This is a genomic window from Enterococcus eurekensis, assembly GCF_042654605.1.
Classification (GTDB): Bacteria; Bacillota; Bacilli; order Lactobacillales; family Enterococcaceae; genus Enterococcus_I; species Enterococcus_I eurekensis.
In genome coordinates this window covers 1-22,183 of the sequence record NZ_JBHSGT010000067.1, presented here as the reverse complement: position 1 = coordinate 22,183, position 22,183 = coordinate 1, and the positions used below count along the sequence as shown (strand labels likewise).

Here is a 22,183-nt window from a genome sequence, read left to right as displayed (position 1 = left end):
CTGGCCGTTTTATTATCACAAATATTAGCCACAACAGGATTTGATTAACTCTTGCCATTTCTTTAATTTTTCCATCTAAGCCATTTAACTCCATTTCCCATGGTTTCTGATTCGCCTCTATCTGTTCGTTCATTTCGTCTACAACCTGCTTTATCTGTACATAAATGATTCAGACTACAGGATTTCTCTCTTTGATTTATATAAGTACAATTTTTAAAAATAAGAATCTTATCACTTGTGATAAGGCTCTCCCCGATTTATCCGGAATGCTCGATACACTTGTTCTACTAATATCAAGCGCATTAACTGATGGGGATAGGTCATCTTTCCGAATGAAATTTGGGTATTGCTGCGTTTTAAGACGCTATCGCTTAAACCTAATGAACCGCCAATCACAAAGACAAGTTGGCTTTTTCCTCGGATTCCAAGTTGATCGATTTGTTTGGCGAAGGCTTCACTTGTTGGATTGGTGCCGTTGATAACTAAAGCAAAGACGTATTCCTGTTCTTTGATTTTGGCTAAGATGCGTTCGGCTTCTTTTTCTTTGACTTGCAGCATTTCTAAATCACTTAAGTTTTCAGGTGCTTTTTCATCGGCGACTTCTACTAGTTCGATTTTAGCATAGGCTCCGAGTCGTTTTACGTACTCATTTATCCCTTGGACGAGGTATTTTTCCTTTAATTTTCCAACACTTATAATTTTTATATTCACTTTTTCACCTTATTCTTTCTTTTTCACTAAAGTTTTTAACAATGTTATACACACTATACACAGGGTTATCCACATTTATCAGCAGATAAATGCCTATTTTTAAAGCTTTCTACATAAGAACATGTGTTTCTTTCGACTTTTGCACATTATCCACACCCATGTGTATAACTTATATCTTACTTACTCACAGAGTTATCCTGTTTTTTATCTTGTACTTATTCTGTTTTTTTTCATTATTTTTCATTTTTTTTAGCGCAGCTTTTTCATAATTTATTCAAATTCTATTAGTAGACTAATCCTTGAAAGTAATATTATACTATAGATAGTTAATCAACAAGGAGGAATTCTTATGTCAAGAAACGATGAGACCCAAAATCATAAAAATGGTTTTTTCAAGAAGTTTGGTATCGGACTTGTCGGCGGTGTTTTTGGGGGAATACTTGCCGTAGGTAGTTTCTATAATTTTTCAGGAACGTTGTTCAATAACTCAGGTAGTGGTAATCAAACCACTGAAACGACAAATTCTGGTTCCAATACACAAACAGAAGTTAGTAACATCAAGGTAAATGCTACAAGTGATGTCACTGAGGCAGTTAAGAAAGTTCAAGATGCGGTTGTTTCAGTTATCAACTTACAATCAACACAATCTAATTCTTTAGAAGATATTTTTGGCAATTCTGGCAATGCTAATGACAATACACTACAGATTGCTTCTGAAGGTAGTGGTGTCATTTATAAAAAAGATGGTAAGGATGCCTATGTCGTTACGAATAATCACGTAGTTGAAGGTCAAAAAGGGCTTGAAGTCATGTTACAAGACGGTTCAAAGGTTCAAGCAGAACTTGTCGGAACGGATGCCTTTACTGACTTAGCTGTTTTAAAAATTTCTTCAGAAAATATCAAAAATGTTGCGACTTTTGGTGATTCTGAATCATTAAATGTTGGAGAACCTGCGATTGCGATTGGCTCCCCTCTTGGTTCTCAATATGCCAACTCTGTCACTCAAGGGATTGTTTCTTCTCTAAACCGTCCTGTTCAAAGTACAAATGAAGCTGGTGAGCTCGTAAGTATCAATGCGATTCAAACCGATGCTGCCATTAACCCTGGTAACTCTGGTGGTGCATTAATTAATATCGCCGGCCAAGTCATTGGTATCAACTCTAGTAAAATTGCTAGCTCTGCAGGTTCCGGTGTGAGCGTTGAAGGGATGGGATTTGCCATTCCAAGTAATGATGTTGTCGAAGTGATTAAACAATTAGAAGACAATGGTCGTGTGATTCGTCCTGCACTTGGTGTAACGATGATCGATCTATCAAACATTTCAGTTCAACAACAACGTGAAATTCTAAAATTACCTGAATCTGTCGATAGCGGTGTGGTAATTCGGATGGTTGCTGGTGCAACTCCTGCTGAAAAAGCGGGTCTGCAACAATACGATGTCATTACTAAAATTGATGGTGAAAAAGTAACGAATAGTACAGAATTACGTGCTGCTCTCTACAAGAAAAAAATTGGCGATTCAATGGAGATTACTTTCTTCCGTGGGGATGAAGAACAGACTGTAACGGTAGAATTAACCGTTGACCAATCAATTTTACAACAAGAGCAACAAGAACAACTACAACCAAATCAATAAGAAAAAAAGGAAATGCCTCCACTTTGAGAAGCATTTCCTTTTTATTCTTATTGTCCGATTGCAAAGGCTGAGCCGACAACCGCATCTTGTGGTAATTCTAAAATACCACGTTTCATTGGTGCATTGGCTAAGTTTAATTCTTTAGCCGAACAAACCATACCAAAGCTTTCTACACCACGTAATTCACCTGGCCAAATTAATAAACCATCAGGCATCATTGCACCTGGTTTTGCGACAACAACTTTTAATCCTTTACGGATGTTCGCTGCGCCACAGACAATTTGTAAAACTTCACCATTATCAACTTCAATTTCAGTCACTGATAAGTGATCGCTGTCTTCATGAGGGACACAGGTTTTCACAAGTCCGACAACAAATTTTGGTGTGTTATCTTTTTCTAAAACATCTTCAAAACCAGCTTTTTGAACCAATTCATTTAATTGGGCAAATTGTTCGTCTGTTAACTGAACTTGTCCAACGCCTTCAATTGTCATTTCATTTGAAATATCAAAGAAATTCCAACCAATCACACGACCATCTTCTGTTGTTAAACGCGCGATATTTCCTTTACGCTCAGTTGCTTGTTTCATACTCTTATCGTCTGCGGTAATCACCATTAAAGTATCACTCACATGTTTTGGGTTATATGCAAAAATCAAAACTTCTTCCTCCTAATCATTTTCCTTGCTCATTGTATCAGAATTCAACGATTATTTCATCTCTTCTAGTTTAAATAAAACCGCATCACCTGATTTAAGGGTTAATTCCTGAGCGCCTTTTAAAGCCATCTCATCATTGATATCGTACATCCAATATTTCCCAGCAGCTTCGTCTTGTTTGTGACCATCAATACTTGTAATAAAACCATCATTCGCTTCTATCGTAAAATTAGCAGCCATAATGTCGTATAAAACATCGCCTTCGTCAAACGTTACTTCTTTTGTTTCAATTTCTTCGCCATCAATCTTCAGTGTAATCGTAGCTACTTGCTGAGAAACGCTTGAGCTAATCGTACTTTCAATTGTCGTTGATTCTGGTGTTGCTGATGGTGCGGCACAGCCACTAATCGTTACAAGTCCTAACACGGTCAAAAATAATAATTTCATCTTTGTCATCAATCGTCTCTTTTCCAACAAAAAAGCCGATAGACTCGACTTTTTTGTTTGTTTATTTTTCTGTTTCTTCTTGTTTTTCTGTTGGAGTAACAACTAACACATCACATGGTGCTTTGCGAATAACATAACTGGCAACACTACCAACCATCATAGCTTCTACTCGATTTAACCCAGACTGACCAACCATAATCAAATCAATATTATGTTTTTTAGGTAGTTCAATTGCTAGAACACTTTTTGCTTGTCCAAAAGTTAAATCTTTGGTTATTTTTGAAAAATTAACCGATTCTGCATATAACCGACAACGTTCTAATATCTCATTGCCATGGGCCATTTGCTCTTCAATGTATTCATTTCCTAAAGGGGCAACCGTTAAAGCCGTCGTCATTTGTTGCTCAATAACGTTCGTTACGATTACTTCTCCTTCATTTCTTCTTGCAACTTCAACAGCTTTACGAAAAGCTTCCATTGCTTGTTCTGATCCATCGACACCAACTAATATTTTCTTGTAGGTCTGTTCCATTTTATTCACGCTCCTAATTATGATTAGTTCGCTGATAAGCTACGGATAAATGTCGCAATCTCTTCTTTTGTTTTACGGTTTTTATTAACTAGACGGCCGATTTCTTGACCCTCTTTTATCACCACAAAGCTCGGAATACCAAAAATCCCCCACTTAACACACACGTCGATAAATGCATCGCGATCAACTTCAATCCATTGATATTCGGGAAATTCTGCTTTTAATTCTGGCATCATTGGCTTAATATAACGGCAATCTCCGCACCATTCAGCAGTAAAGAAAAAGATATTTTGCCCTTTTTCAACATATGTTGCTAATTCTTCTAAATCTTTTGGAATAATCATTAAATTCTGTGTCTCCTATTTTCCAGCAATAATGGTGTCAATTGTTGATTTGTCTAGACCTTTAAGGATTTGAATCAACATTTCACGCGCTGCTTCAAAATCTTTAATGTTAAACATCGTTTGGTGTGTATGGATATAACGACCCGCTACACCAATGACTGTACTTGGAATGCCTTCGTTAGCCATGTGAGCCGCACCTGCATCCGTTCCACCTTTTGAAACAAAGTATTGATATGGAATATTGTGTGTTTCTGCTGTATCTAATAAGAATTCTTTCATCGCTGGTAACATAATTAAACCTGGATCAAAAATACGTAGTAATGTTCCTTCACCTAAATGACCAAAAGTACCATTTTTAGTTAAGGTGTCATCGGCTGGTGAACAATCCACCGCAAAGAATAAATCGGGTTTGAATTTTGTTACGGACGGACGTGAACCACGTAAACCGACTTCTTCTTGTACGTTTGCGCCGGCAATTAAGGTATGGTTCAATTGCTCGTTTTGTAACGCTTCTAAAGCTTCTAATACTAATGTACAGCCGTAACGGTTATCCCATGCTTTTGAAATAATATTTTTACCATTGGCTGTTTTAATTGTTTCGACAAATGGTACAACTGTGTCACCTGGGCGCACGCCATATTCTAATGCTTCTTCTTTTGATTCAAAACCAGCATCAAATAAAATATCTGTTACTTCGACGCCTTTTTGAGCTGCACCACCACGCATTAAATGTGGCGGTACTGAAGATGAGATACAAGTGTATTTGCCTTTAGATGTTTGCAATGTGTAACGTTGTGCTGAAACAACATAAGGATTCCAACCGCCTAAAGGTGTTACTTTAAATAAACCACGGTCAGTAATATGTGTCACCATAAAACCAACCTCATCCATATGTGCTGCTACCATAATTCTTGGGGCGTCTTGTTGCGCATGTTCGCGAATCCCAAAGATTCCACCTAAGCCATCTTGTTCTACACGATCGACTAATGGCGTCATCGCTGTACGCATATAATCACGAACTTCATGTTCAAATCCGCTTGTTCCTTGAAGTTCCGTTAATTCCTTAATTCGTTGAAATGTTTTTTCGTTCATCATATCGTTTGATCGAGATCAAACATTCGCCTCCTTAAACTATTTCTTATATTATAACTCAATTTTCATTTAATTTGGTGTTTTCTTATTGGTTTTTTTGAGTCTATGGTAAAATGGAAACAAATAGAAAAAGTAAGGAGAAGTTGTCTATGTCTAAAGAACGTCACTTTTCACCTTTAAAAGCTGGTCTTGTAATTGGCGCAAGTATCGGTGCAGCCGTTGGAATTTACGGTACGCTCTGGGTAAAAAAACATCAAACCGTTAAACCCGATCAAATTTTACTAAACATTAAAAAAGGGTTCCTTGCTGAAGGTCCGATTGAAGGCTCTTGGATTGAGCACGAACCTGTCTTTATCGATCATATTGTTCAAGAATCAAAAGCTTATAACGGCGGGATTGTTCGTTATGAAGGCGATAAATTAGTCGTCTATGAATTTTTAGCCGATGCCGATTCTGGCGCTATTTTAAATATCACACAATTAGAATCACAATAAAACAGACGAAAAAAGAGGTTAAGGAAATTTTCCCTAACCTCTTTTTTGTTATTAACGTGCTAAACGATAGATTGCGTCTGCATAAATAACTGCCGCACGGAATAAATCATCTAAACTTATAAATTCATTGGCTTGGTGCATCGTATCGGTAAAGCCTGGGAACATCGCTCCAAAAGCTACACCGCGTTTTAATAGACGACCGTATGTACCGCCACCGATAATCTGTTCATAACCTTTTTCACCAGTATGTTCTTCGTAAACAGCCAATAATGTTGAAACTAATGGATCTTCCATTGGTACATAGTGGGGGCCTGAATGTTTTTCTTCGACATCTAATTTAGCCACGTATTGACCGATTGATTGCTCAATACCAGCAGCCAATGTTTCTTTGTCTGTACCTTGTGGGTAACGGAAGTTGAAGTTCATGTACGCGCCTTCTTCACCTGCCGTAAATTCGAATAAACCAGCATTCATGGTTAGTTTACCCATTTTTTCGTCATCGTGCGCCACACCTAATTTTTCACCGTAAACATCTAAATGAACATGACTAGCTGTTGCAATAAAGTTTTTCGCTCCACCACCAAAATCAAAGTCTTGTAAGAAAACAGCTAAATAAGTTGCCGCGTTAATTCCTGATTGAGGATTCGCACCATGTGCACTCTTACCAATTAATTTAATTTCAACTTTTTCGCCAATAACATCAGCTGTACCACTAATAGGATTCGCTGCTATATAAGCTTCAAAAGCTGTTTTTAAAGCAGTTGCTGCTTCATTTGAAGGTGTTACAATCGTTGCAATCGCATCTTGAGGAACCATATTCGGGCGTAAACCTGCTTTAAAATGTCGTAATTCATAGCTGCCGCCATTTGTACTTTCAAAGTGAGGGGCAATTGAAACGTTGCCTTTTTCACCGTTGATAATTGGAAACTCAGCATCTGGTGCAAAACCAAAGTCTGGCATCTCTTCATGTTCGAAGTAGTAATCCATGTCTTTCCAAGTACTTTCTTCGTCAGAACCAACAACAAAACGGATTTTTTTAGAAACAGGTAGTCCCAATTCTTTAATAATTTTTAAACCGTAATAAGCTGCCATACTTGGACCTTTATCATCCGAAGAACCACGCGCATAAATTTTGTTATCTTTAATAACAGGCACGTATGGATCAGTATCCCAACCATCGCCAGCAGGTACGACATCCATGTGACCAAAGATACCTAAAATCTCATCGCCATCACCGTATTCAATATGACCAGCATAGTTGTCTACGTTTTTGACAACAAAACCATCACGTTCGCCATAAGCCAACATATGTAAAAGCGCATCACGCGGTCCAGGTCCAAACGGTGCGTCTGCCGTTACTTTATCATCTTCTCTTTCACTTTTAACTTTTAAAAGCTCAACTAAATCGTTTAGTAAATCCTCTTTACGATCTTCAACTTCTTGTTTCCAATTGATTGTCATAAATTTCCCTCCAATAACTATTCTACTTGTTATGATACCACTTTTTGTTTTTTAATTGGGAGATTTTGTAATAAAATCGACTGTAAAATCCAATCAATTCCAGTTTTCAACAGCCTAACGATTGTTCTTTCGTCCAATACCCATTTTCTCTTTGATTCAATATACTAAAGACGAACAATTTTTTTGAAAGGAAGAGTTCTTTGCGAATTATCATTCGCTTAGTTATTTTGAGCATTAATCGAATGTTCTCAGCTATTTACTTTGCATCGTCAAAGTAATATCAACGATTTTATAATGAATACAACCGATGTTTTAATCGGCCGGTGTCTTCTGATCTGCAAAATCGATCGACACAGCTCCCGATTTTGATTGGCTTATCTATCCGGCTATTCGCACTTTAAATTGTTACTTCTTTTAGCAAAAAAAGAAAGCTCAACCGATTAAAGGTTGGCTCTCTTTTTGATTACAAATTAACCACGTAACGCTTCAACGTCACGAGCAATTACTAATTCTTCATCTGTTGGAATCATGAAGACTTTAATTTTTGACTCAGGTGTAGAGATTTCAACATCTTCTCCACGTTTTGCATTTTGTTCTGGGTCGATTTCACAACCAAACCAGCTAATACCGTTAATGATTTCTTCACGAACGTTCGCAGCATTTTCACCGATTCCTGCTGTGAAGACAATTGCGTCAACACCGTTCATTACTGCTACGTAGCTACCGATGTATTTACGGATACGATCGTTGAAAATTTCTAAAGCAACTTGTACTTCTTTTTTATCAGTATTTGCTTCTAAGTCACGCATATCACTTGAAATACCTGACAAGCCTAATAAACCTGATTTTTTGTTTAAAATATCAACCATTTCGTTGATACCAATGTTTAATTTATCCATGATGAATGGTAATGTTGAAGCGTCAACGTCACCTGCACGAGTTCCCATTGTTACACCTGCTAATGGCGTGAAGCCCATTGAAGTATCAATTGATACACCACCGTCAACGGCAGTAATTGAAGCACCGTTACCTAAATGACAAGTGATAATTTTTGTTTCTTCGATTGGTTTACCTAACATTTCAGCTGCACGTTCTGCAACAAAACGGTGGCTTGTTCCGTGGAAACCATATTTACGTACTTTGAAGTCTTCGTAAAATTCTCTTGGTAAAGAGTATAAGTAGTTTACTTCTGGCATTGTTGCATGGAAAGCTGTATCAAAAACAGCAACACTGATGATTTCAGGCAATAATTGTTTGAAAGCTTTGATTCCCATTGCATTTGCTGGATTGTGTAATGGCGCAAATTCAGCTAAGTCTTCGATGTTTTTTAGAACTTCATCATCAATGATAACTGAACGGTCGTAGAATTCTCCACCATGAACAACACGGTGACCAACACCTGTGATTTCATCGTATGAAGCTAAGATTTTTAAATCGATTAATTGGTCTAGTAACATTTTAACAGCAACATCGTGATCTTCGATATCAACAACTGTATGGTATTTTTCACCTTCACCATATTTGATTGTAAAAATTGAATCATTTAAACCAATACGTTCTACGATTCCTTGTGCGATTACTGTTTCTTCTGGCATAACATAAAGTTGCCATTTTAAACTTGAACTACCAGCATTAATTGCAATTGTTTTAGACATTTCTTGTTCTCCTCAATAATTTATATTTTATATTTTTAAATTGGAACTTTTGACATAAGTATAAAAAACAGATGCCCTAGCCCCTGTTTTAAACAGAAATTAGATGTTTGCTTGTTTCCAAGCCGTTACTTCAGTGAAAAAATGCGCAACTTTTTGTGGTTCTTTTAAGCTTGCTAATTGGGCTACCAAAATTTGATCGGCTTGCTTAGCTTCTGTGCCTTTATTTTGTAAAATAACAATACTTTTATGAGATGCTTCATTTTTGAACAACTCATCTGGTAATTGAATAATGCCTTGTAAGTAGGCTGATTTTCCTATCCAGTTTTTAAAGTATTCACTTTGGTCACTTTCTAAAAAGTTACTTGGTAATAAAAAGAGTCCAAAACCATTTTCACGAACTTGCTTCATTGCTTGTTCTACTAATAAATGGTGGGCATAACTATGACCTTGTTTAGAGGCCGTTTCAAAAGAATAAGCAATGCTATCAATCGGATAATAACCAATTGGTAAATCGCTGACTGCCACATCAACAAGTTCTGGTACTTCTTGTTGTAAAGCATCTTGATGGATTAATGTTGCGTTTGCCTGAATCCACTGATTGTTAGCCGCTGCGATTTCAATTAACAATTCATCATTATCAATTCCAAATCCACGACTGTCATAACCAGACATTTTCAAATTCGTTAGCAAGGTAAATAACAGATTTCCTGTTCCAACACCTACATCAAGAATCGACAGTGCTTCTTTTTTATTTGGGTAAAATTGTTCGATTAAATACACAAATAAAAAACCAATACTATCTGGAGTTAATTGATGATTGGCTTGGACCGGCTCGCTTTGTGTACCTTTTAAAAGCAGCAACTGCGCCAATTTTCGAATTTCTTCAGATTCTAGGTTTTTTGACTGTAATTCTTGATAGATTGTTTTTAGTTTTTCAACTGTTTGTGTATCTGGGACATCACTAATTACTTGAACATTATACTCATCTAAGATATTACCTACTTGTTCAAGATAGGCTTCAAAAAAAGAAGTTGTTAAGGCATTTTGTAACAGTTCAATGGCTTCTAAATTTAAATGAAAGCTCGACTCGACACTTTCCACTGACATAAGGCACCTCTTTTCAATAATCACTATAACAACTTTAATTCCTGTTTAATTTTATATGATTTAGCCTAAATAAGCAACCAGTTGAGCCTGTGAAAAGCTTTTTTTGAATTGAATCTTCGGAAATTACAAAAAGAATGGAAAGAAAGTCACATAAGCAACTCTCCTTTCATTCTTTTTTCAAAAATTCGTTTTGCGGTTACAACAGAGAATCACAATGTTAATCTATCAATGATTCTACTGTACTACTCTCGCTTGAAAACTGTATACTTTCTTCTGTTGTTCCACTCGTATTTTCTGAAAAGTCAAGTTCACTTGATTGAGTCGATTCACTTGTCTCGATAATTTCTTCATATCGTTGTTTGTGCTTCTTTGTTTTTGTGATAATAACCAGTTTCAACTCTTCCCTATAAAAATCGACTGTTCCGACAGAATATTGATAGCTGCCACTCATCGGACGTTCGTTTTCAGGAATGTCTAAGTATTCCACTAAAAATAATTCCTTCATGATCGCCATTTGATAATATTGTGTATTTCGATTGGTTGCATATACCGTCAATTGATAATGCTCAGCCAGAGCTAAATATAAAAATGTAAAAATCCCTAACGTGGCAATCGCTAAAACAAAGATACTTCCTCGATATTTATGGGATGGTCCATTTACCAACTTTTTCATCTCCATTCAAAAAGGTGACGGTAAAAAGAATCGTTTGATTGACTCTTTCAAAAACCAACGATTGAACTTGGGTCAAAATGGGTTCTGTTCCACCATTATTACTTAAATAAATATATTGATTTTTTGAACTATATTTAATTGCTAAACCGACAACTTTTCCTTCGTGTAATTCATGACGATCAAAAACAAGTCCCGTACTACTGACGCTTCGAAAAGTGCCCTTTTCTGCGATTTTATCAAATTGGATTAAAAAAATTTGCCACTCTAACTCTTCTCGACTTTCAACATTTTGACGAATCTTTTGACTTTGTTGAAACGTACCTGAAATGATTAAAAAGAAGAGACTAATGATCGTTAACGAAACGAGACATTCGATTAATGTAAAACCTTCCGATAGACTACTTGCGGTAAATACCAAATTGTTTCTTTTCCGAGCTAATTTGCGCATAAGGAAGTTCCTCCAAACGATAGCTAACTTCATAATATCCATTTCTTTCAATATTAACTAGCCCTGTCTTTTGCTGTATTCTACGTGCTTCAACGACTTCTTCATAAAGTACGCGATGCATCCGAGAATCAATCATCTTATTTTCAATATCAAGCAAAAAGCCGAGTTCGCCTTGATAAAAAAATAAAACAGCAAAACTAATGATTCCAAATGCTAATAGTGTTTCTAATAAAACAAACCCTTTATGTTTTTTTCCGGATTGTTTTTTCATAGTGTCCTTTACCAAATAAAAAATTATACGATATGTCGATTTTCTTCGCCTCCCAAGTAATATAAAACGAGCGCATCTGGCCTTTGTCTCCCGTTCCAATTGTAAAATTCATCGGTGGAAAATTAGAAACGTGCAGCTCTTCTGGAACGGGTAAAATAAAAGATTGTTCACCCACTTTAAAATAAATTAAACCACTCCCACTTTCACGCCCCATAATCACCCGCTCTTGTTCGACAAACGAAGCTTGATGATTCAATAAAATATGTCTGTCTAGTTTCGTAAAAAAATGACGAATGGCTAATTCTCTTTCTAACTCTTTGGTGACGCCAACACTTAAAGTGACGATAATACTAACTAATGATAAAACAAGGAGAGATTCGATGAGGGTGAAACCGGTAGTTAAATAACTTCTTTTCATTATTTTCCTCTGAAGTGTTCTTCAAATAAATCTTTCTTCTTGCCTTCAGGAAACAACTCAGCCTTCTCTTCTTCAGTCAACTTATCCCCACCAAACTCTGCTAACTCAATTTCTGTGCGCATCGTCTCAACAATTGCCTTATCGCTTTCCTTTTCAACCGCGTCTTTCGTCTGGCCTAAATTGGGGATAAATAACAATACTAAGATACTAATAATTAAAACGACAATCATCATTTCTACTAGAGTAAAGCCTTTATGTAACTGATTTTTCAATGTTTTTCTCACTAAACTACGCCTCCTATATTTCCATAAATTGGTAAAAACATCGCAACATAAATCATAATAATAACGACTGCAATAAACAAAAAGACGGTTGGTTGAATCCACTTCAACGCTTGCTCGACTATTTGAATCAATTTCTTTAACAATAATTGGTGATAAACTAACAACTCTTCTCCTAAACGACCTTTTAATTCTCCTTGAAAAACGATTAATGAGAACTCGGGTGTTAAAAAAGAGTACTTCGGTAACTGTTCCGTTAATAAAATTCCTTCTCTTAATCCTTGATTCAATTCATAAGCTAATGCGACCATCAGGGATTCTTGTGGCAGCGCCGTTAACGTTTCTAAAATTTGTTTCATCTCTAATCCTTCTCGAAATAACTTCCCCCACTCTAGCGAGAAATAGCTGGTTTGATACAAGCGATATAATGACCCTAAAAATGGTATACGGCTCAAATATAAGGCCCTTTGTAAGACTGTTTTTCGTTTCAGCCATTGATAGAAAGAAAATCCTATTACTAGTACGAATAATATAACGAGTAAAAAAATGGTTGGACTATACTCTAAAAAAAGAATCCCCCAGTGATTGGCTTGGACCATGTTTGATGCGAGCAATTGCGGCAATAAAATCCAACGCATGCTGAATAGCATTCCCATCGAAAAGAACAATAAAATACACGGATAAGTCATTATTTTTTGTAACTCACTACGTTGTTTTGCGACTAATTTGGTATTTTTAAGCATACTTTGTAACGTCTCCACTAAATTCCCATGTACTTCAGCCAGTTGAAGTTGCATGGCAGCTTGTTGCGAAAATCCCATCATTAGAAAGCATGCGGCTAACGTCTCACCTTGCACGAGTCCTTGTTGGACAATTGCTAATAGTTCCTTAGAGAACTGTTGGCTACGCATCATTACTTGTACACTTTCTTGAATACTAAAACCATTTTCAAGTAATAAAACAAGCATTTCAAACAATGACAATTGTTCTTTGGCTTTTTTACGACGACTTTTTTTCATCATTTATCCTCACCAATGGGCCACATCCATGGCTTTTTAAGCTGATTAGTAAAAAAGAATTCGTAGGCAAATAAGGCTTTCATTTCCATTTCTTCTGTTAAAAATAATTGTTGATAAATGACACCCATTAAACAATGATCTAGCTCACTACTATCACCTACCAAATCAACAAGTCGACTCTTTGTTTCCTCTACTCCTTTCGCATGAATTGTCGCAAAGACTTTATGACCGGTTAAAGCCGCTCGAATTGCCGCTTTTGCTGTCAATGTATCCCTAATTTCACCAATGATTAAAACATCTGGACGATGACGTAGTGCAAGTTTAATTAATTGATCATAATTTTGTTCAATTTTGTCATTTGTTTGTAGTTGTAAAAAGTTTGGCTGTTCGATTTCAACCGGATCTTCAATCGTAATCACTTGACCTTTGACTTGTTGTGCCAAATGATACATGAAAGTCGTTTTTCCTGAACCAGTCGGACCACTAAACAGATACAGACCATTTTTTTCAAGGACACTTTGAGCAATTAACTCGGCATCGTCTGGAAAGAAGTAACCTAATTTTTGTTCATTGAAATCATGAAGGAAACGAATAACTAGACTTTCTTTGCCACGATAATCACCTACAGTAGATAAACGTAAGCGCGGTTGGCAAGTCGGCAATGGATAGGTAATTGCTCCAAGTTGTGCTTTTCTTTTTTCACCGACGTCCATTTCACCTAAATATTTAAAGCGAGCAATTAATTGTTGCGCAACTTCGACACTCAACTCATTTTCACATGGAATCATTTGTTGATCGCGGCGATAATAAATGGACGCTTTTTCATTCAAAAAATAAATATATAAATCTTGCATTTTTTCTTCAATCCCATAACTAATTAAATCATCTGAAATCGTTTCGATTCGCATAGTAGATCCTCCCTTCATGATTAACTGTACGCAAGATTGACTCGAATTTTTTCAAAAAGAAAAAAAACACTCCCATCCATCGATAGAAGTGTTCCCATTTATTTATTTTTATTGCGTTAAAATACTCTGAGCAATTAAAGTCGTATAAGCCTCTAAACCTAGTTCATTCGGATGAACACTGTCTTCCCTGAACCAGGAGCCTTGACCTTGACTTGTGTCATACCAGTCAATTAACGTCACATTCTCGTACTTATTCGCCATGTCTTTCAGTAAACGATTGACTTCATTTTGCCAACGTTGAGTCGGCACACACACATTGACCAAATAGACTTGACGATCACCTAAAACTGCCATCAACTGGTCAAATTGCGTTTCTGTCGCCGCTCCATTTGAGCCCAATCCAAGTAAAACGGTGCTCTTTAATAAGCCTTGTTCCTTTAATTTTTTTAAATCTTCCACGCTATTATACAACTGTCTACCAACCTTAGCATCAACGATAATATGAGGGAAAACTTCTTGTAAATTTAACGTTGCACCTAACATCACAGAGTCTCCAAAAGCGGTAATTTCTAGTTGTTCACCTTGAAGCACTTGCTCTTGAGTCAATTGATAGCGCGCCATAATCGCCTGGACTTCTTCTGTCGATTCCGTTGACTGATTGGTTCCATCTTCGTCAGTGATTGGTTTATCTGGTATTTTAGGATTATCCAAACTATCTTTAGCCGCATTTTTATTTTTTTCAATTGATGCTTGAAAATCGCGCTGCTCTTGCGTCATAACATTGACTGGCGCTGTAAAAATCCCAAACAGACCGATTAAAATAATAGCTGAAGTCATGATATATTGAATTTTTTTAACATTATCGCTTGGTGCTTTTAGACGAATTAAAAATTGTTTAAAGGCGGTATAGGTCCACTGAACATTATTTTTTTCAATAAAACGATAAGATAACTCACTTAAAACTAAAATTAAAACAAGTTCAATTACCGTGTGCAACCAAACATTTTCAGCGATATTTTTAACTTTGGCTTCATAAAAAATCATCACGGGAAATTGATATAAATAAATACTATAGCTTCGTTTACCTAAATAAGTAAGAACGGGGTTCGTTAACCAACGATTCCAACTTGCCCCTGGATGAGCAATCGTTGCCACAACAACCATTGCCATGACACTAATTAGATAAAGTCCTCCATAATATACAAAAGAATACCTTGCATCTAAAAAGAAAAAACTAATGATTAATATGAATAAAGCAACACCACCGGAGATATTTAAAACCCGCTTGGCTTGTAAGGGGATTTTGGCATTCAAATGTGTTGTTGGCCATAAAAAGGCTAACAGACTCCCTAGCCATAGTGAAAATAAACGTGTATCGGTGCCATAATAGACCCGTGTCGGATCACTACCTGGTTGGTATAAAATTCCCATTAAAAGAGCAGAAATCAGCGTACCTACAAATAAGAACTTTACAATATTTTGTTTTTTAGGAATAAAATTCATTAATAAAATAAAAATGATTGGCCAAATTAAGTAGTTCTGAGCCTCAACAGCTAATGACCATAAATGTGTAAAAGGTGACTGATTATTAAATCGATCAAAGTACGACATGCCATTATTGATTTGCCACCAGTTATTCACATAGGTCAAACTACTCAATACAACGGCTCGTAAATTATCTAATAAATTACGTTGAAATAATGTAATATAGGCTGCCGATCCAATTAACAGCGTCGCTAATGCCGGATACAGCCGCTTCATTCGCCGGATATAAAAGGCTTTAAGTTGGATTTTTCCATTTTCTTGCCATTCTTGCCGCAATAAATCGGTAATTAAATAGCCAGAAATCACAAAAAAAACCGGAACGCCTAAATAGCCCCCACGCATTTTACCTGGTATTAAATGATAAAAAATCACACCAATCACTGCTAGCGCTCTTAGACCATCCAAGCCCGTAATATATCTTCTTTTTTTCTTTTGTTCCACCATGCAACTTCCCTCTTATCTCGTCGGATTCTTCTCTTCTATCATGCCACAAATAACCAAAAAAATCTCAATCATTTCAGCTCTTTAGAAAAAATTAAATGATTCTCTGGAAATAATAAAAAAACGTAGCAATAGGCTACGTTTTTTTGGATGAGTTATTTATAGATTGTGATTAGATGCTAATAAATACCCTTGGGTGAATCAGTGTTTTTAGGGCTGACACTCGGTAATAAGCGAGCATCTTTTTGAAAGTAAAGAACACTTTCAAACGATTCTTTGCTTATTACTCGTCTCATAGCGCCCTAAAAACATCCTTGTTTTACAAGTCTTCTTCGTAGAATCTTCCGAGTATTTGGACGTTGTCGGAGATGCTGACGAATGACTTTGGATCGCTTTCGTGCATAATTTGTTTTAACATAGGTAGTTCATATCGTGTGACTACGGTAATCAAAACTTTCTTTTGATCATGATGAAATGCGCCTTCAACTTCACTAATAATTGTGATTCCGCGTCTTAATTTTTTATGGATTGCATGAATCACATCGTCAGCTTTTGAAGTAATAATCATGACTTGTATTTTCTTTTGTTTCGTATAAACTGCATCTGTGACTTTTCCACTAATAAAAATGGCTAAGGCACTATATAAAGCCGATTGCCAACCGAACAGAATTCCTGCGACAATCATAATGAACGAGTTAAATATGATCGACAATGAACCAATTGTTTTTCCTGTTTTTCGACGGATTGAAATGGTAATAAAATCGAGTCCACCAGATGATGAATTACTCTTTAAGATATAGCCACTAGCCGCTCCCATCAGTACCCCACCAAAAATTGCATTAATCGTTGGATCGGTTGATAAAACTTGGCTCGGCATAATTTGCATAAATAAAGATGTAAAACCAACCGTCATTCCGGTATAAATTGTAAATTTCGGACTGATTTTAAACCATCCGAGTATAAATAACGGGACGTTCAACAAGAGTAAAACAATTGATAACGGGACGTTTACTCCAATTATTTTTTCGGACAACTTACTGATAATTTGAGCTATCCCGGTGACACCGCTAGAATAAATATCTCCTGAATCGTAGAAAAAATTTACCGCCACAGCTGCGGTAATTGCGTACACAACAGAGGTTGAAATTCTGGTCGCATATTTTGACCATGGAACCTCTTGGAACCATCGAATCATTTTTTAATTAGCCTCGCTTTATTCTCTTTTTTTATATCATGTTCATTATACGCTCTTTTAGTAAAAATAAAACAAGCAATTAATTAGAAAAGGGATTTCTCCCCAATCGAATCAATTGCTCAATCAAATTATTCTTGTTCTGCAGTGACATCAATGCCTAATTCAAATAATTGTAATGGTGATACGGTACTTGGCGCTGCTGACATTGTATCCATTGCACGACCATTTTTAGGGAAGGCAATCACTTCACGAATGTTATCTTCACCAGCTAGTAACATTACTAAGCGGTCTAAACCTAATGCAATTCCGCCGTGTGGAGGGAAACCATAGTCTAGAGCGTCCAATAAGAAACCGAATTGATTTTGCATTTCACGGTGTGAGAAGCCTAATGTTTCAAACATTTGCTCTTGCAGTTCACGAGTATGAATACGTAATGAACCGCCGCCTAATTCATAACCATTTAACACGACATCATAAGCTTGTGCGTGGACTTTACTTGGATCGGTTGCAAGTAACGCAACGGATTCATCACTTGGTAAAGTAAATGGATGGTGAGCTGAAACGTAACGTCCATTTTCTGTATCGTATTCAAATTGTGGCCAATCAATAACCCACAAGAAGTTAAATTGTTCTTCATCAATTAATCCTAATTCTTGACCAAAGCGTGAACGTAACGCTCCTAAAGCCGCAGAAACCACTTCAAAGCTGTCCGCTCCAAACATTAATAGGTCACCGACTTCAGCGTTTGTTGCTGCAATAATATCTTCTGTTGCATCAACCAAGAATTTAGCAATTGGGCCTTTCAAGCCATCTTCTTCAACTTTTAACCAAGCTAAACCTTTTGCTCCGTATTGAGAAACAAACGTACCTAAGTTATCCATGTCTTTACGTGAATAATTCGCTGCTGCTCCTTTTGCGTTTAAGGCTTTTACAACACCGCCATTTGATAACGCCATTTGGAAGACTTTGAAATCAACGTCTTTTACGGTTTCAGATAGATCAATTAATTCCATTGCAAAACGCGTATCTGGTTTGTCGCTACCGAAACGGTTCATTGCATCTTGCCATGACAAACGTGGGAATGGTGAAGTGATATCCATACCTTTAACGTCTTTCATGACTTTGACTAACATTTCTTCAGTCATTGTTTGAATTTCTTCAGCTGTTAAGAAAGTTGTCTCAATATCAATTTGTGTAAATTCTGGTTGGCGGTCGCCACGTAAATCTTCGTCACGGAAGCATCGAACGATTTGGTAGTAACGGTCAAAACCAGCATTCATCAATAATTGTTTAAAGATTTGTGGTGATTGTGGTAGTGCATAAAAATGACCTGGGTGAACACGTGATGGCACTAAATAGTCACGCGCGCCTTCTGGTGTTGATTTTGCTAAATACGGTGTTTCAATATCCAAATAATCTTGGCTATCTAAATACTCGCGAATCGCACGTGTTGTTTTTGTACGTAACATAATATTTTGTGTCATACGTGGACGACGTAAGTCTAAATAACGATATTTCATACGTGATTCGTCACCAACATTGGCATCGTCTTCGATTGGGAAAGCCGGTGTTTTCGCTTTACTTAAAATCGTAATTTGGTCAGCCATAACTTCAAACTCACCCGTTTTCATTTTCGGATTGATTGCTTCTGGCGCACGTGAAATCACTTTTCCGCTAATTTCAATCACGTATTCACTACGGCAAGTATCCGCAATTTCCCACGCTTCTTTTGATAGCTCTGGATTGAAAACAACTTGAACGATTCCTTCACGGTCACGTAAATCAATAAAGATAACGCCTCCTAAGTCACGACGTTTTTGGACCCATCCTTTTAAAACAACGGTTTGATCACGATGCTCTTTTGAAACTAAACCATTGTAGACTGTTCTTTTAGCCATATTATTCTCCCTCTTCTTTCGTCATTTGGTCATAGACCGCACCAAAATCTTCGTAAATTGCTGTTAACGGTACTTGAATTTCTTTGCGTGTCGCCATCGATTTAACGTTAATCATGCCTTGTTCAAGTTCACTTTCACCTAGTGTTAAAACGAGGGTCGCATTTAATTTATCGGCTGTTTTAAATTGTGCTTTCGCTTTACGGTTTAAAACGTCGCGGTCAGCTGAAAAGCCCGCTTGGCGAATTTTTTGTACGACTTTCAAAGCGGCTAGATTGACTTCTTCTCCAAGATTCACCACATAAGCATCTAATTGGTGGGCAACAGGTAGCTCGACACCTTCTGCTTCTAGAACAAGTAAAACACGTTCCATCCCAATCGCAAAACCAAAGCCTGGTGTTTCTGGTCCACCTAGTTCTGCGACTAGTTGATTATAACGACCGCCTGCACATAATGTATTTTGTGCGCCTAAACCTTTCGCATCGCTCATGATTTCAAAAATAGTATGTGTATAGTAATCCAAGCCGCGAACCATATTGCTATCAATTTGGTAAGGCACTTCTAGTGCATCAAGCATTGCAATGACTTCATCAAAATGCTTTTTAGCTGGTTCACTTAAATAATCTAAAATTGATGGTGCATCTGCGACGAATTGTTTATCCCGTTTATCTTTACTATCTAAAACACGTAATGGATTTTCATTTAAGCGGCGTTGTGAATCTTCACTTAACTCGTCTTTAAATGGTGTTAAATAATCAATTAATGCTTGGCGGTAATTTTGACGCGTTTCAGGATCGCCTAATGAGTTAATCACTAAATGAAACTCGCTCATCCCTAATTGTTCAAAATAAGCCAACGCCATCATCATTGTTTCGACATCCGTTGCTGGATTTTCTGAGCCAAATGCTTCAACCCCAATTTGATGGAACTGTCTTAAACGACCTTTTTGCGGACGCTCATAACGGAACATTGGACCGGTATAGTAAACTTTGTATGGCTTGGCATATTCTGGGCCAAACAACTTATTTTCAACAAATGAACGGACAACAGGTGCAGTACCTTCTGGACGTAAAGTAATGTGACGATCCCCTTTGTCATAAAAATCATACATTTCTTTCGTTACAATATCACTTGTATCTCCCACACTACGCGTAATCACTTCGATGTGTTCAAACATTGGCGTGCGGATTTCTTGATATTGGTAATCACTAAACAATAAACGAGCCGTCTCTTCAATAAATTGCCACTTCTCAATTTCGCCTGGTAAAAGGTCAGCTGTCCCTTTTGGACGTTGATAACTCATACTTTTCCCTCCTTAAAAAATAAAAAAAACGCCTTATTTCTCTACAGAAATAAGGACGCAATCATCTTCACGTGGTACCACCTAAAATTCGAAAGTTCTCAAAAAACGAACTTTCCTCAAACGATTAACGCTCGTACACGAAGAGGCTTTTCTTCCTCTCATCTCCAGATTGTCTTTCGGTCGTTTTTTCTTAAATGACTCTCAGCCACGGTCATTCTCTCTAATAAGTAAAAAAGCGTACGTACTCGATCCTTCATCGATTTTGTTTAATAGTATTTACACATTACAAGAAAATTCCATGAAAGTCAAGTGAATGTCTTGCAATTACCCAAGTTTCGCTAAATAAGATTGACAACGTCCGATCCAATCGACTTCATACTACGCTTGCGATAAAATACGCGTCGAAAAAGCTGAAATCGAATTGATTTCCTGCTCGTTACACCACGCTGTACAAGCTTGATACAGCTGTTCAAGCGCTTCATCGATTTCTTCATCATCCAAAAGAACAGGCACATGTGTCATCCCTTTTTGACTCGCAACAAATACTCTTGTATGCCCATCTAAAAGTACTGGTTTTTTAGACCACGGAAACCAACGAATCGTAACCGGTGCCTCTTCAAGCGTTTTACTCGTTAGCCAATTTTCGATCCGTTTGATTTTTGCTTCTGATAAAAAAAGCTGACTAAATTGCAAATCTGAAATGGCGATTTCCCTCACTTAACCTCACCTACTCTTTTGCGCTACTTTGCCATTGAAAATAAAAAACTAGATAGAAGACCGCTGTTATTAAAGATAAAGCACTGGCCCAATAACGCAAATTTTCTTGAAATAAAAACAGCCATAAAATAGCGATAATCGTTGGAATATTAATTTTCCCTCTAAAGAAGAGTTGGTGTTTATGTTGATATGAAAAAGCAAACATGTGAATCACTAAGATCACCGCCAAAACGGTCCATAAAATCAAAACATTTTGGTTCCCCGATAAATTCATCCCACCAAAAGTTCCCAGATGAACATCGACTGCTTCTGGTACAAGAAAAATTGGTAAATTCGCCGCTACCAAAGCTAATGCGCCGTTCAATAAAGCAAAACCAATCGGATACGTTTTCTTCTCCTTTTTTAAGTAAGCATTCGTATACAAATAATCCATCGTCCATTTACCTTTGACATATTCCAATAAAGTAGTTTGTTTATCCATAGCGCTCCTTCCTTTCAGGTGAATAATCGATTCCATTATTTCTAACTTAATTATAAGCGTTTCTCGCTACTTTTTCATGAGTAAAACTGGAAAGAGAAAGCTTCCTTAGTCTAGTGACAATTATTTAATTCAAAAAAAGGAACGAACTATTTGATAACCAATAACTGATTAAAATGTAACTAAACCAAGTCAACCAAATCCAAACATAAGAAGCCGTATGCCTTTTGATTACGCTATAAGACAGGCAAGCCAAAAATATCAAATAATAACTGACCATTACAATCGTACTTAATTTATGATTTGTTCCCGAATTCACAAATAGTTGCATTTTTGTATGCAATTCTGGATTACCATACTTTATCATTGCAAAGTGGATATAAGTTTGAACCTCTCATGACTGAAGTCACGAGATTCTTAGGAACAGAACATACTTGCAAGCGTATTTCTTTA

The 22,183-nt window shown here is 36.8% G+C and carries 24 protein-coding genes and 1 other annotated feature; of the genes, 2 read left to right on the top strand and 22 right to left on the bottom strand.

The window, feature by feature from the left end; all coding sequences use genetic code 11:
* Window positions 1-231: 231 nt before the first annotated feature.
* On the bottom strand, window positions 232-711 hold the full coding sequence (gene rlmH, locus ACFO3L_RS11270; protein WP_379967590.1) for a 23S rRNA (pseudouridine(1915)-N(3))-methyltransferase RlmH: 480 nt from the start codon (window positions 709-711) through the stop codon (window positions 232-234).
* A gap of 349 nt (window positions 712-1,060) precedes the next feature.
* Here rlmH and ACFO3L_RS11265 point away from each other — a divergent pair, with 349 nt between their 5' ends.
* A complete protein-coding gene (locus ACFO3L_RS11265; RefSeq protein WP_379967587.1) occupies window positions 1,061-2,347 on the top strand; it encodes a S1C family serine protease in 1,287 nt (428 codons plus the stop codon).
* 47 nt (window positions 2,348-2,394) lie between these two features.
* Here ACFO3L_RS11265 and ytpR read toward each other — a convergent pair whose 3' ends face one another.
* From ytpR to pepA, 5 genes are read right to left on the bottom strand one after another with little or no spacing between them, the layout of a single operon-like run.
* The gene (gene ytpR / locus ACFO3L_RS11260) at window positions 2,395-3,006 is read right to left on the bottom strand and encodes a YtpR family tRNA-binding protein (protein WP_379967584.1); all 612 of its coding nucleotides are present in this window, start codon (window positions 3,004-3,006) and stop codon (window positions 2,395-2,397) included.
* A 51-nt stretch (window positions 3,007-3,057) separates the two neighbouring features.
* Entirely contained in the window at window positions 3,058-3,462 is a 405-nt protein-coding gene (locus ACFO3L_RS11255; RefSeq protein ID WP_379967581.1) for a DUF4430 domain-containing protein, read from the bottom strand.
* A 52-nt stretch (window positions 3,463-3,514) separates the two neighbouring features.
* The gene (locus ACFO3L_RS11250; RefSeq protein WP_379967578.1) at window positions 3,515-3,985 is read right to left on the bottom strand and encodes a universal stress protein; all 471 of its coding nucleotides are present in this window, start codon (window positions 3,983-3,985) and stop codon (window positions 3,515-3,517) included.
* Between the two features lie 23 nt (window positions 3,986-4,008).
* Window positions 4,009-4,329, bottom strand: a complete 321-nt coding sequence (locus ACFO3L_RS11245) for a thioredoxin family protein (RefSeq protein ID WP_379967575.1) — start codon at window positions 4,327-4,329, stop codon at window positions 4,009-4,011.
* A 15-nt stretch (window positions 4,330-4,344) separates the two neighbouring features.
* Entirely contained in the window at window positions 4,345-5,421 is a 1,077-nt protein-coding gene (gene pepA / locus ACFO3L_RS11240) for a glutamyl aminopeptidase (protein WP_379967632.1), read from the bottom strand.
* A gap of 149 nt (window positions 5,422-5,570) precedes the next feature.
* On the opposite strand from pepA, the gene ACFO3L_RS11235 reads away from it, so the two are divergent.
* Complete coding sequence (locus ACFO3L_RS11235) at window positions 5,571-5,915, top strand: peptidase (protein ID WP_379967572.1); 345 nt, start codon at window positions 5,571-5,573, stop codon at window positions 5,913-5,915.
* 51 nt (window positions 5,916-5,966) lie between these two features.
* Here the strand turns inward: ACFO3L_RS11235 and pepV are convergent, their stop codons facing one another.
* The 16 genes from pepV to ACFO3L_RS11155 all read right to left on the bottom strand — a co-directional run bounded on the left by pepV (window position 5,967) and on the right by ACFO3L_RS11155 (window position 21,733).
* Entirely contained in the window at window positions 5,967-7,376 is a 1,410-nt protein-coding gene (gene pepV / locus ACFO3L_RS11230) for a dipeptidase PepV (protein WP_379967569.1), read from the bottom strand.
* A gap of 470 nt (window positions 7,377-7,846) precedes the next feature.
* Window positions 7,847-9,031: an acetate/propionate family kinase gene (locus ACFO3L_RS11225; protein ID WP_379967566.1), complete on the bottom strand. Its 1,185-nt coding sequence runs from the start codon at window positions 9,029-9,031 to the stop codon at window positions 7,847-7,849.
* Window positions 9,032-9,130: 99 nt separating this feature from the next.
* A complete protein-coding gene (locus tag ACFO3L_RS11220; protein ID WP_379967563.1) occupies window positions 9,131-10,138 on the bottom strand; it encodes a class I SAM-dependent methyltransferase in 1,008 nt (335 codons plus the stop codon).
* A gap of 217 nt (window positions 10,139-10,355) precedes the next feature.
* Window positions 10,356-10,802, bottom strand: a complete 447-nt coding sequence (comGG, locus tag ACFO3L_RS11215; protein WP_379967560.1) for a competence type IV pilus minor pilin ComGG — start codon at window positions 10,800-10,802, stop codon at window positions 10,356-10,358.
* Complete coding sequence (gene comGF, locus ACFO3L_RS11210; RefSeq protein ID WP_379967557.1) at window positions 10,780-11,259, bottom strand: competence type IV pilus minor pilin ComGF; 480 nt, start codon at window positions 11,257-11,259, stop codon at window positions 10,780-10,782. Before comGF ends, comGG begins: the two co-directional genes overlap by 23 nt.
* Entirely contained in the window at window positions 11,210-11,530 is a 321-nt protein-coding gene (locus ACFO3L_RS11205) for a hypothetical protein (protein WP_379967554.1), read from the bottom strand. The genes comGF and ACFO3L_RS11205 overlap by 50 nt, the downstream gene beginning before the upstream one ends.
* Window positions 11,502-11,948, bottom strand: a complete 447-nt coding sequence (comGD, locus tag ACFO3L_RS11200) for a competence type IV pilus minor pilin ComGD (RefSeq protein WP_379967551.1) — start codon at window positions 11,946-11,948, stop codon at window positions 11,502-11,504. The genes ACFO3L_RS11205 and comGD overlap by 29 nt, the downstream gene beginning before the upstream one ends.
* Window positions 11,948-12,232 (bottom strand): prepilin-type N-terminal cleavage/methylation domain-containing protein, encoded by a 285-nt coding sequence (locus ACFO3L_RS11195; RefSeq protein WP_379967548.1) that lies wholly within the window; start codon window positions 12,230-12,232, stop codon window positions 11,948-11,950. The genes comGD and ACFO3L_RS11195 overlap by 1 nt, the downstream gene beginning before the upstream one ends.
* Window positions 12,232-13,248 (bottom strand): competence type IV pilus assembly protein ComGB, encoded by a 1,017-nt coding sequence (gene comGB, locus ACFO3L_RS11190; RefSeq protein ID WP_379967545.1) that lies wholly within the window; start codon window positions 13,246-13,248, stop codon window positions 12,232-12,234. Before comGB ends, ACFO3L_RS11195 begins: the two co-directional genes overlap by 1 nt.
* Window positions 13,248-14,156, bottom strand: coding sequence for a competence type IV pilus ATPase ComGA (gene comGA / locus ACFO3L_RS11185; RefSeq protein WP_379967542.1), 909 nt, complete (start codon window positions 14,154-14,156; stop codon window positions 13,248-13,250). Before comGA ends, comGB begins: the two co-directional genes overlap by 1 nt.
* 108 nt (window positions 14,157-14,264) lie before the next feature.
* A complete protein-coding gene (locus ACFO3L_RS11180) occupies window positions 14,265-16,145 on the bottom strand; it encodes an acyltransferase family protein (RefSeq protein ID WP_379967539.1) in 1,881 nt (626 codons plus the stop codon).
* A gap of 316 nt (window positions 16,146-16,461) precedes the next feature.
* Complete coding sequence (locus tag ACFO3L_RS11175; RefSeq protein WP_379967536.1) at window positions 16,462-17,337, bottom strand: YitT family protein; 876 nt, start codon at window positions 17,335-17,337, stop codon at window positions 16,462-16,464.
* A gap of 128 nt (window positions 17,338-17,465) precedes the next feature.
* On the bottom strand, window positions 17,466-19,235 hold the full coding sequence (gene aspS / locus ACFO3L_RS11170; protein WP_379967533.1) for an aspartate--tRNA ligase: 1,770 nt from the start codon (window positions 19,233-19,235) through the stop codon (window positions 17,466-17,468).
* 1 nt (window position 19,236) lies between these two features.
* Window positions 19,237-20,535: a histidine--tRNA ligase gene (gene hisS / locus ACFO3L_RS11165; protein WP_379967530.1), complete on the bottom strand. Its 1,299-nt coding sequence runs from the start codon at window positions 20,533-20,535 to the stop codon at window positions 19,237-19,239.
* A gap of 48 nt (window positions 20,536-20,583) precedes the next feature.
* Window positions 20,584-20,801 (bottom strand) — a binding site (T-box leader).
* Window positions 20,802-20,913: 112 nt separating this feature from the next.
* Complete coding sequence (locus ACFO3L_RS11160) at window positions 20,914-21,252, bottom strand: ParB N-terminal domain-containing protein (RefSeq protein ID WP_379967527.1); 339 nt, start codon at window positions 21,250-21,252, stop codon at window positions 20,914-20,916.
* 10 nt (window positions 21,253-21,262) lie between these two features.
* The gene (locus ACFO3L_RS11155) at window positions 21,263-21,733 is read right to left on the bottom strand and encodes a hypothetical protein (RefSeq protein ID WP_379967524.1); all 471 of its coding nucleotides are present in this window, start codon (window positions 21,731-21,733) and stop codon (window positions 21,263-21,265) included.
* Between the last annotated feature and the right edge of the window lie 450 nt (window positions 21,734-22,183).

Bases quoted from the DNA above. Each gene is read 5' to 3' on its own strand.
- ACFO3L_RS11265 (WP_379967587.1), top strand. From the start codon at position 1,061: ATGTCAAGAAACGATGAGACCCAAAATCATAAAAATGGTTTTTTCAAG.
- ACFO3L_RS11255 (WP_379967581.1), bottom strand. From the start codon at position 3,462: ATGACAAAGATGAAATTATTATTTTTGACCGTGTTAGGACTTGTAACG.
- ACFO3L_RS11250 (WP_379967578.1), bottom strand. From the start codon at position 3,985: ATGGAACAGACCTACAAGAAAATATTAGTTGGTGTCGATGGATCAGAA.
- ACFO3L_RS11245 (WP_379967575.1), bottom strand. From the start codon at position 4,329: ATGATTATTCCAAAAGATTTAGAAGAATTAGCAACATATGTTGAAAAA.
- pepA (WP_379967632.1), bottom strand. From the start codon at position 5,421: ATGAACGAAAAAACATTTCAACGAATTAAGGAATTAACGGAACTTCAA.
- ACFO3L_RS11235 (WP_379967572.1), top strand. From the start codon at position 5,571: ATGTCTAAAGAACGTCACTTTTCACCTTTAAAAGCTGGTCTTGTAATT.
- pepV (WP_379967569.1), bottom strand. From the start codon at position 7,376: ATGACAATCAATTGGAAACAAGAAGTTGAAGATCGTAAAGAGGATTTA.
- ACFO3L_RS11225 (WP_379967566.1), bottom strand. From the start codon at position 9,031: ATGTCTAAAACAATTGCAATTAATGCTGGTAGTTCAAGTTTAAAATGG.
- ACFO3L_RS11220 (WP_379967563.1), bottom strand. From the start codon at position 10,138: ATGTCAGTGGAAAGTGTCGAGTCGAGCTTTCATTTAAATTTAGAAGCC.
- comGF (WP_379967557.1), bottom strand. From the start codon at position 11,259: ATGCGCAAATTAGCTCGGAAAAGAAACAATTTGGTATTTACCGCAAGT.
- ACFO3L_RS11205 (WP_379967554.1), bottom strand. From the start codon at position 11,530: ATGAAAAAACAATCCGGAAAAAAACATAAAGGGTTTGTTTTATTAGAA.
- comGD (WP_379967551.1), bottom strand. From the start codon at position 11,948: ATGAAAAGAAGTTATTTAACTACCGGTTTCACCCTCATCGAATCTCTC.
- comGB (WP_379967545.1), bottom strand. From the start codon at position 13,248: ATGAAAAAAAGTCGTCGTAAAAAAGCCAAAGAACAATTGTCATTGTTT.
- comGA (WP_379967542.1), bottom strand. From the start codon at position 14,156: ATGCGAATCGAAACGATTTCAGATGATTTAATTAGTTATGGGATTGAA.
- ACFO3L_RS11180 (WP_379967539.1), bottom strand. From the start codon at position 16,145: ATGGTGGAACAAAAGAAAAAAAGAAGATATATTACGGGCTTGGATGGT.
- ACFO3L_RS11175 (WP_379967536.1), bottom strand. From the start codon at position 17,337: ATGATTCGATGGTTCCAAGAGGTTCCATGGTCAAAATATGCGACCAGA.
- aspS (WP_379967533.1), bottom strand. From the start codon at position 19,235: ATGGCTAAAAGAACAGTCTACAATGGTTTAGTTTCAAAAGAGCATCGT.
- hisS (WP_379967530.1), bottom strand. From the start codon at position 20,535: ATGAGTTATCAACGTCCAAAAGGGACAGCTGACCTTTTACCAGGCGAA.
- ACFO3L_RS11155 (WP_379967524.1), bottom strand. From the start codon at position 21,733: ATGGATAAACAAACTACTTTATTGGAATATGTCAAAGGTAAATGGACG.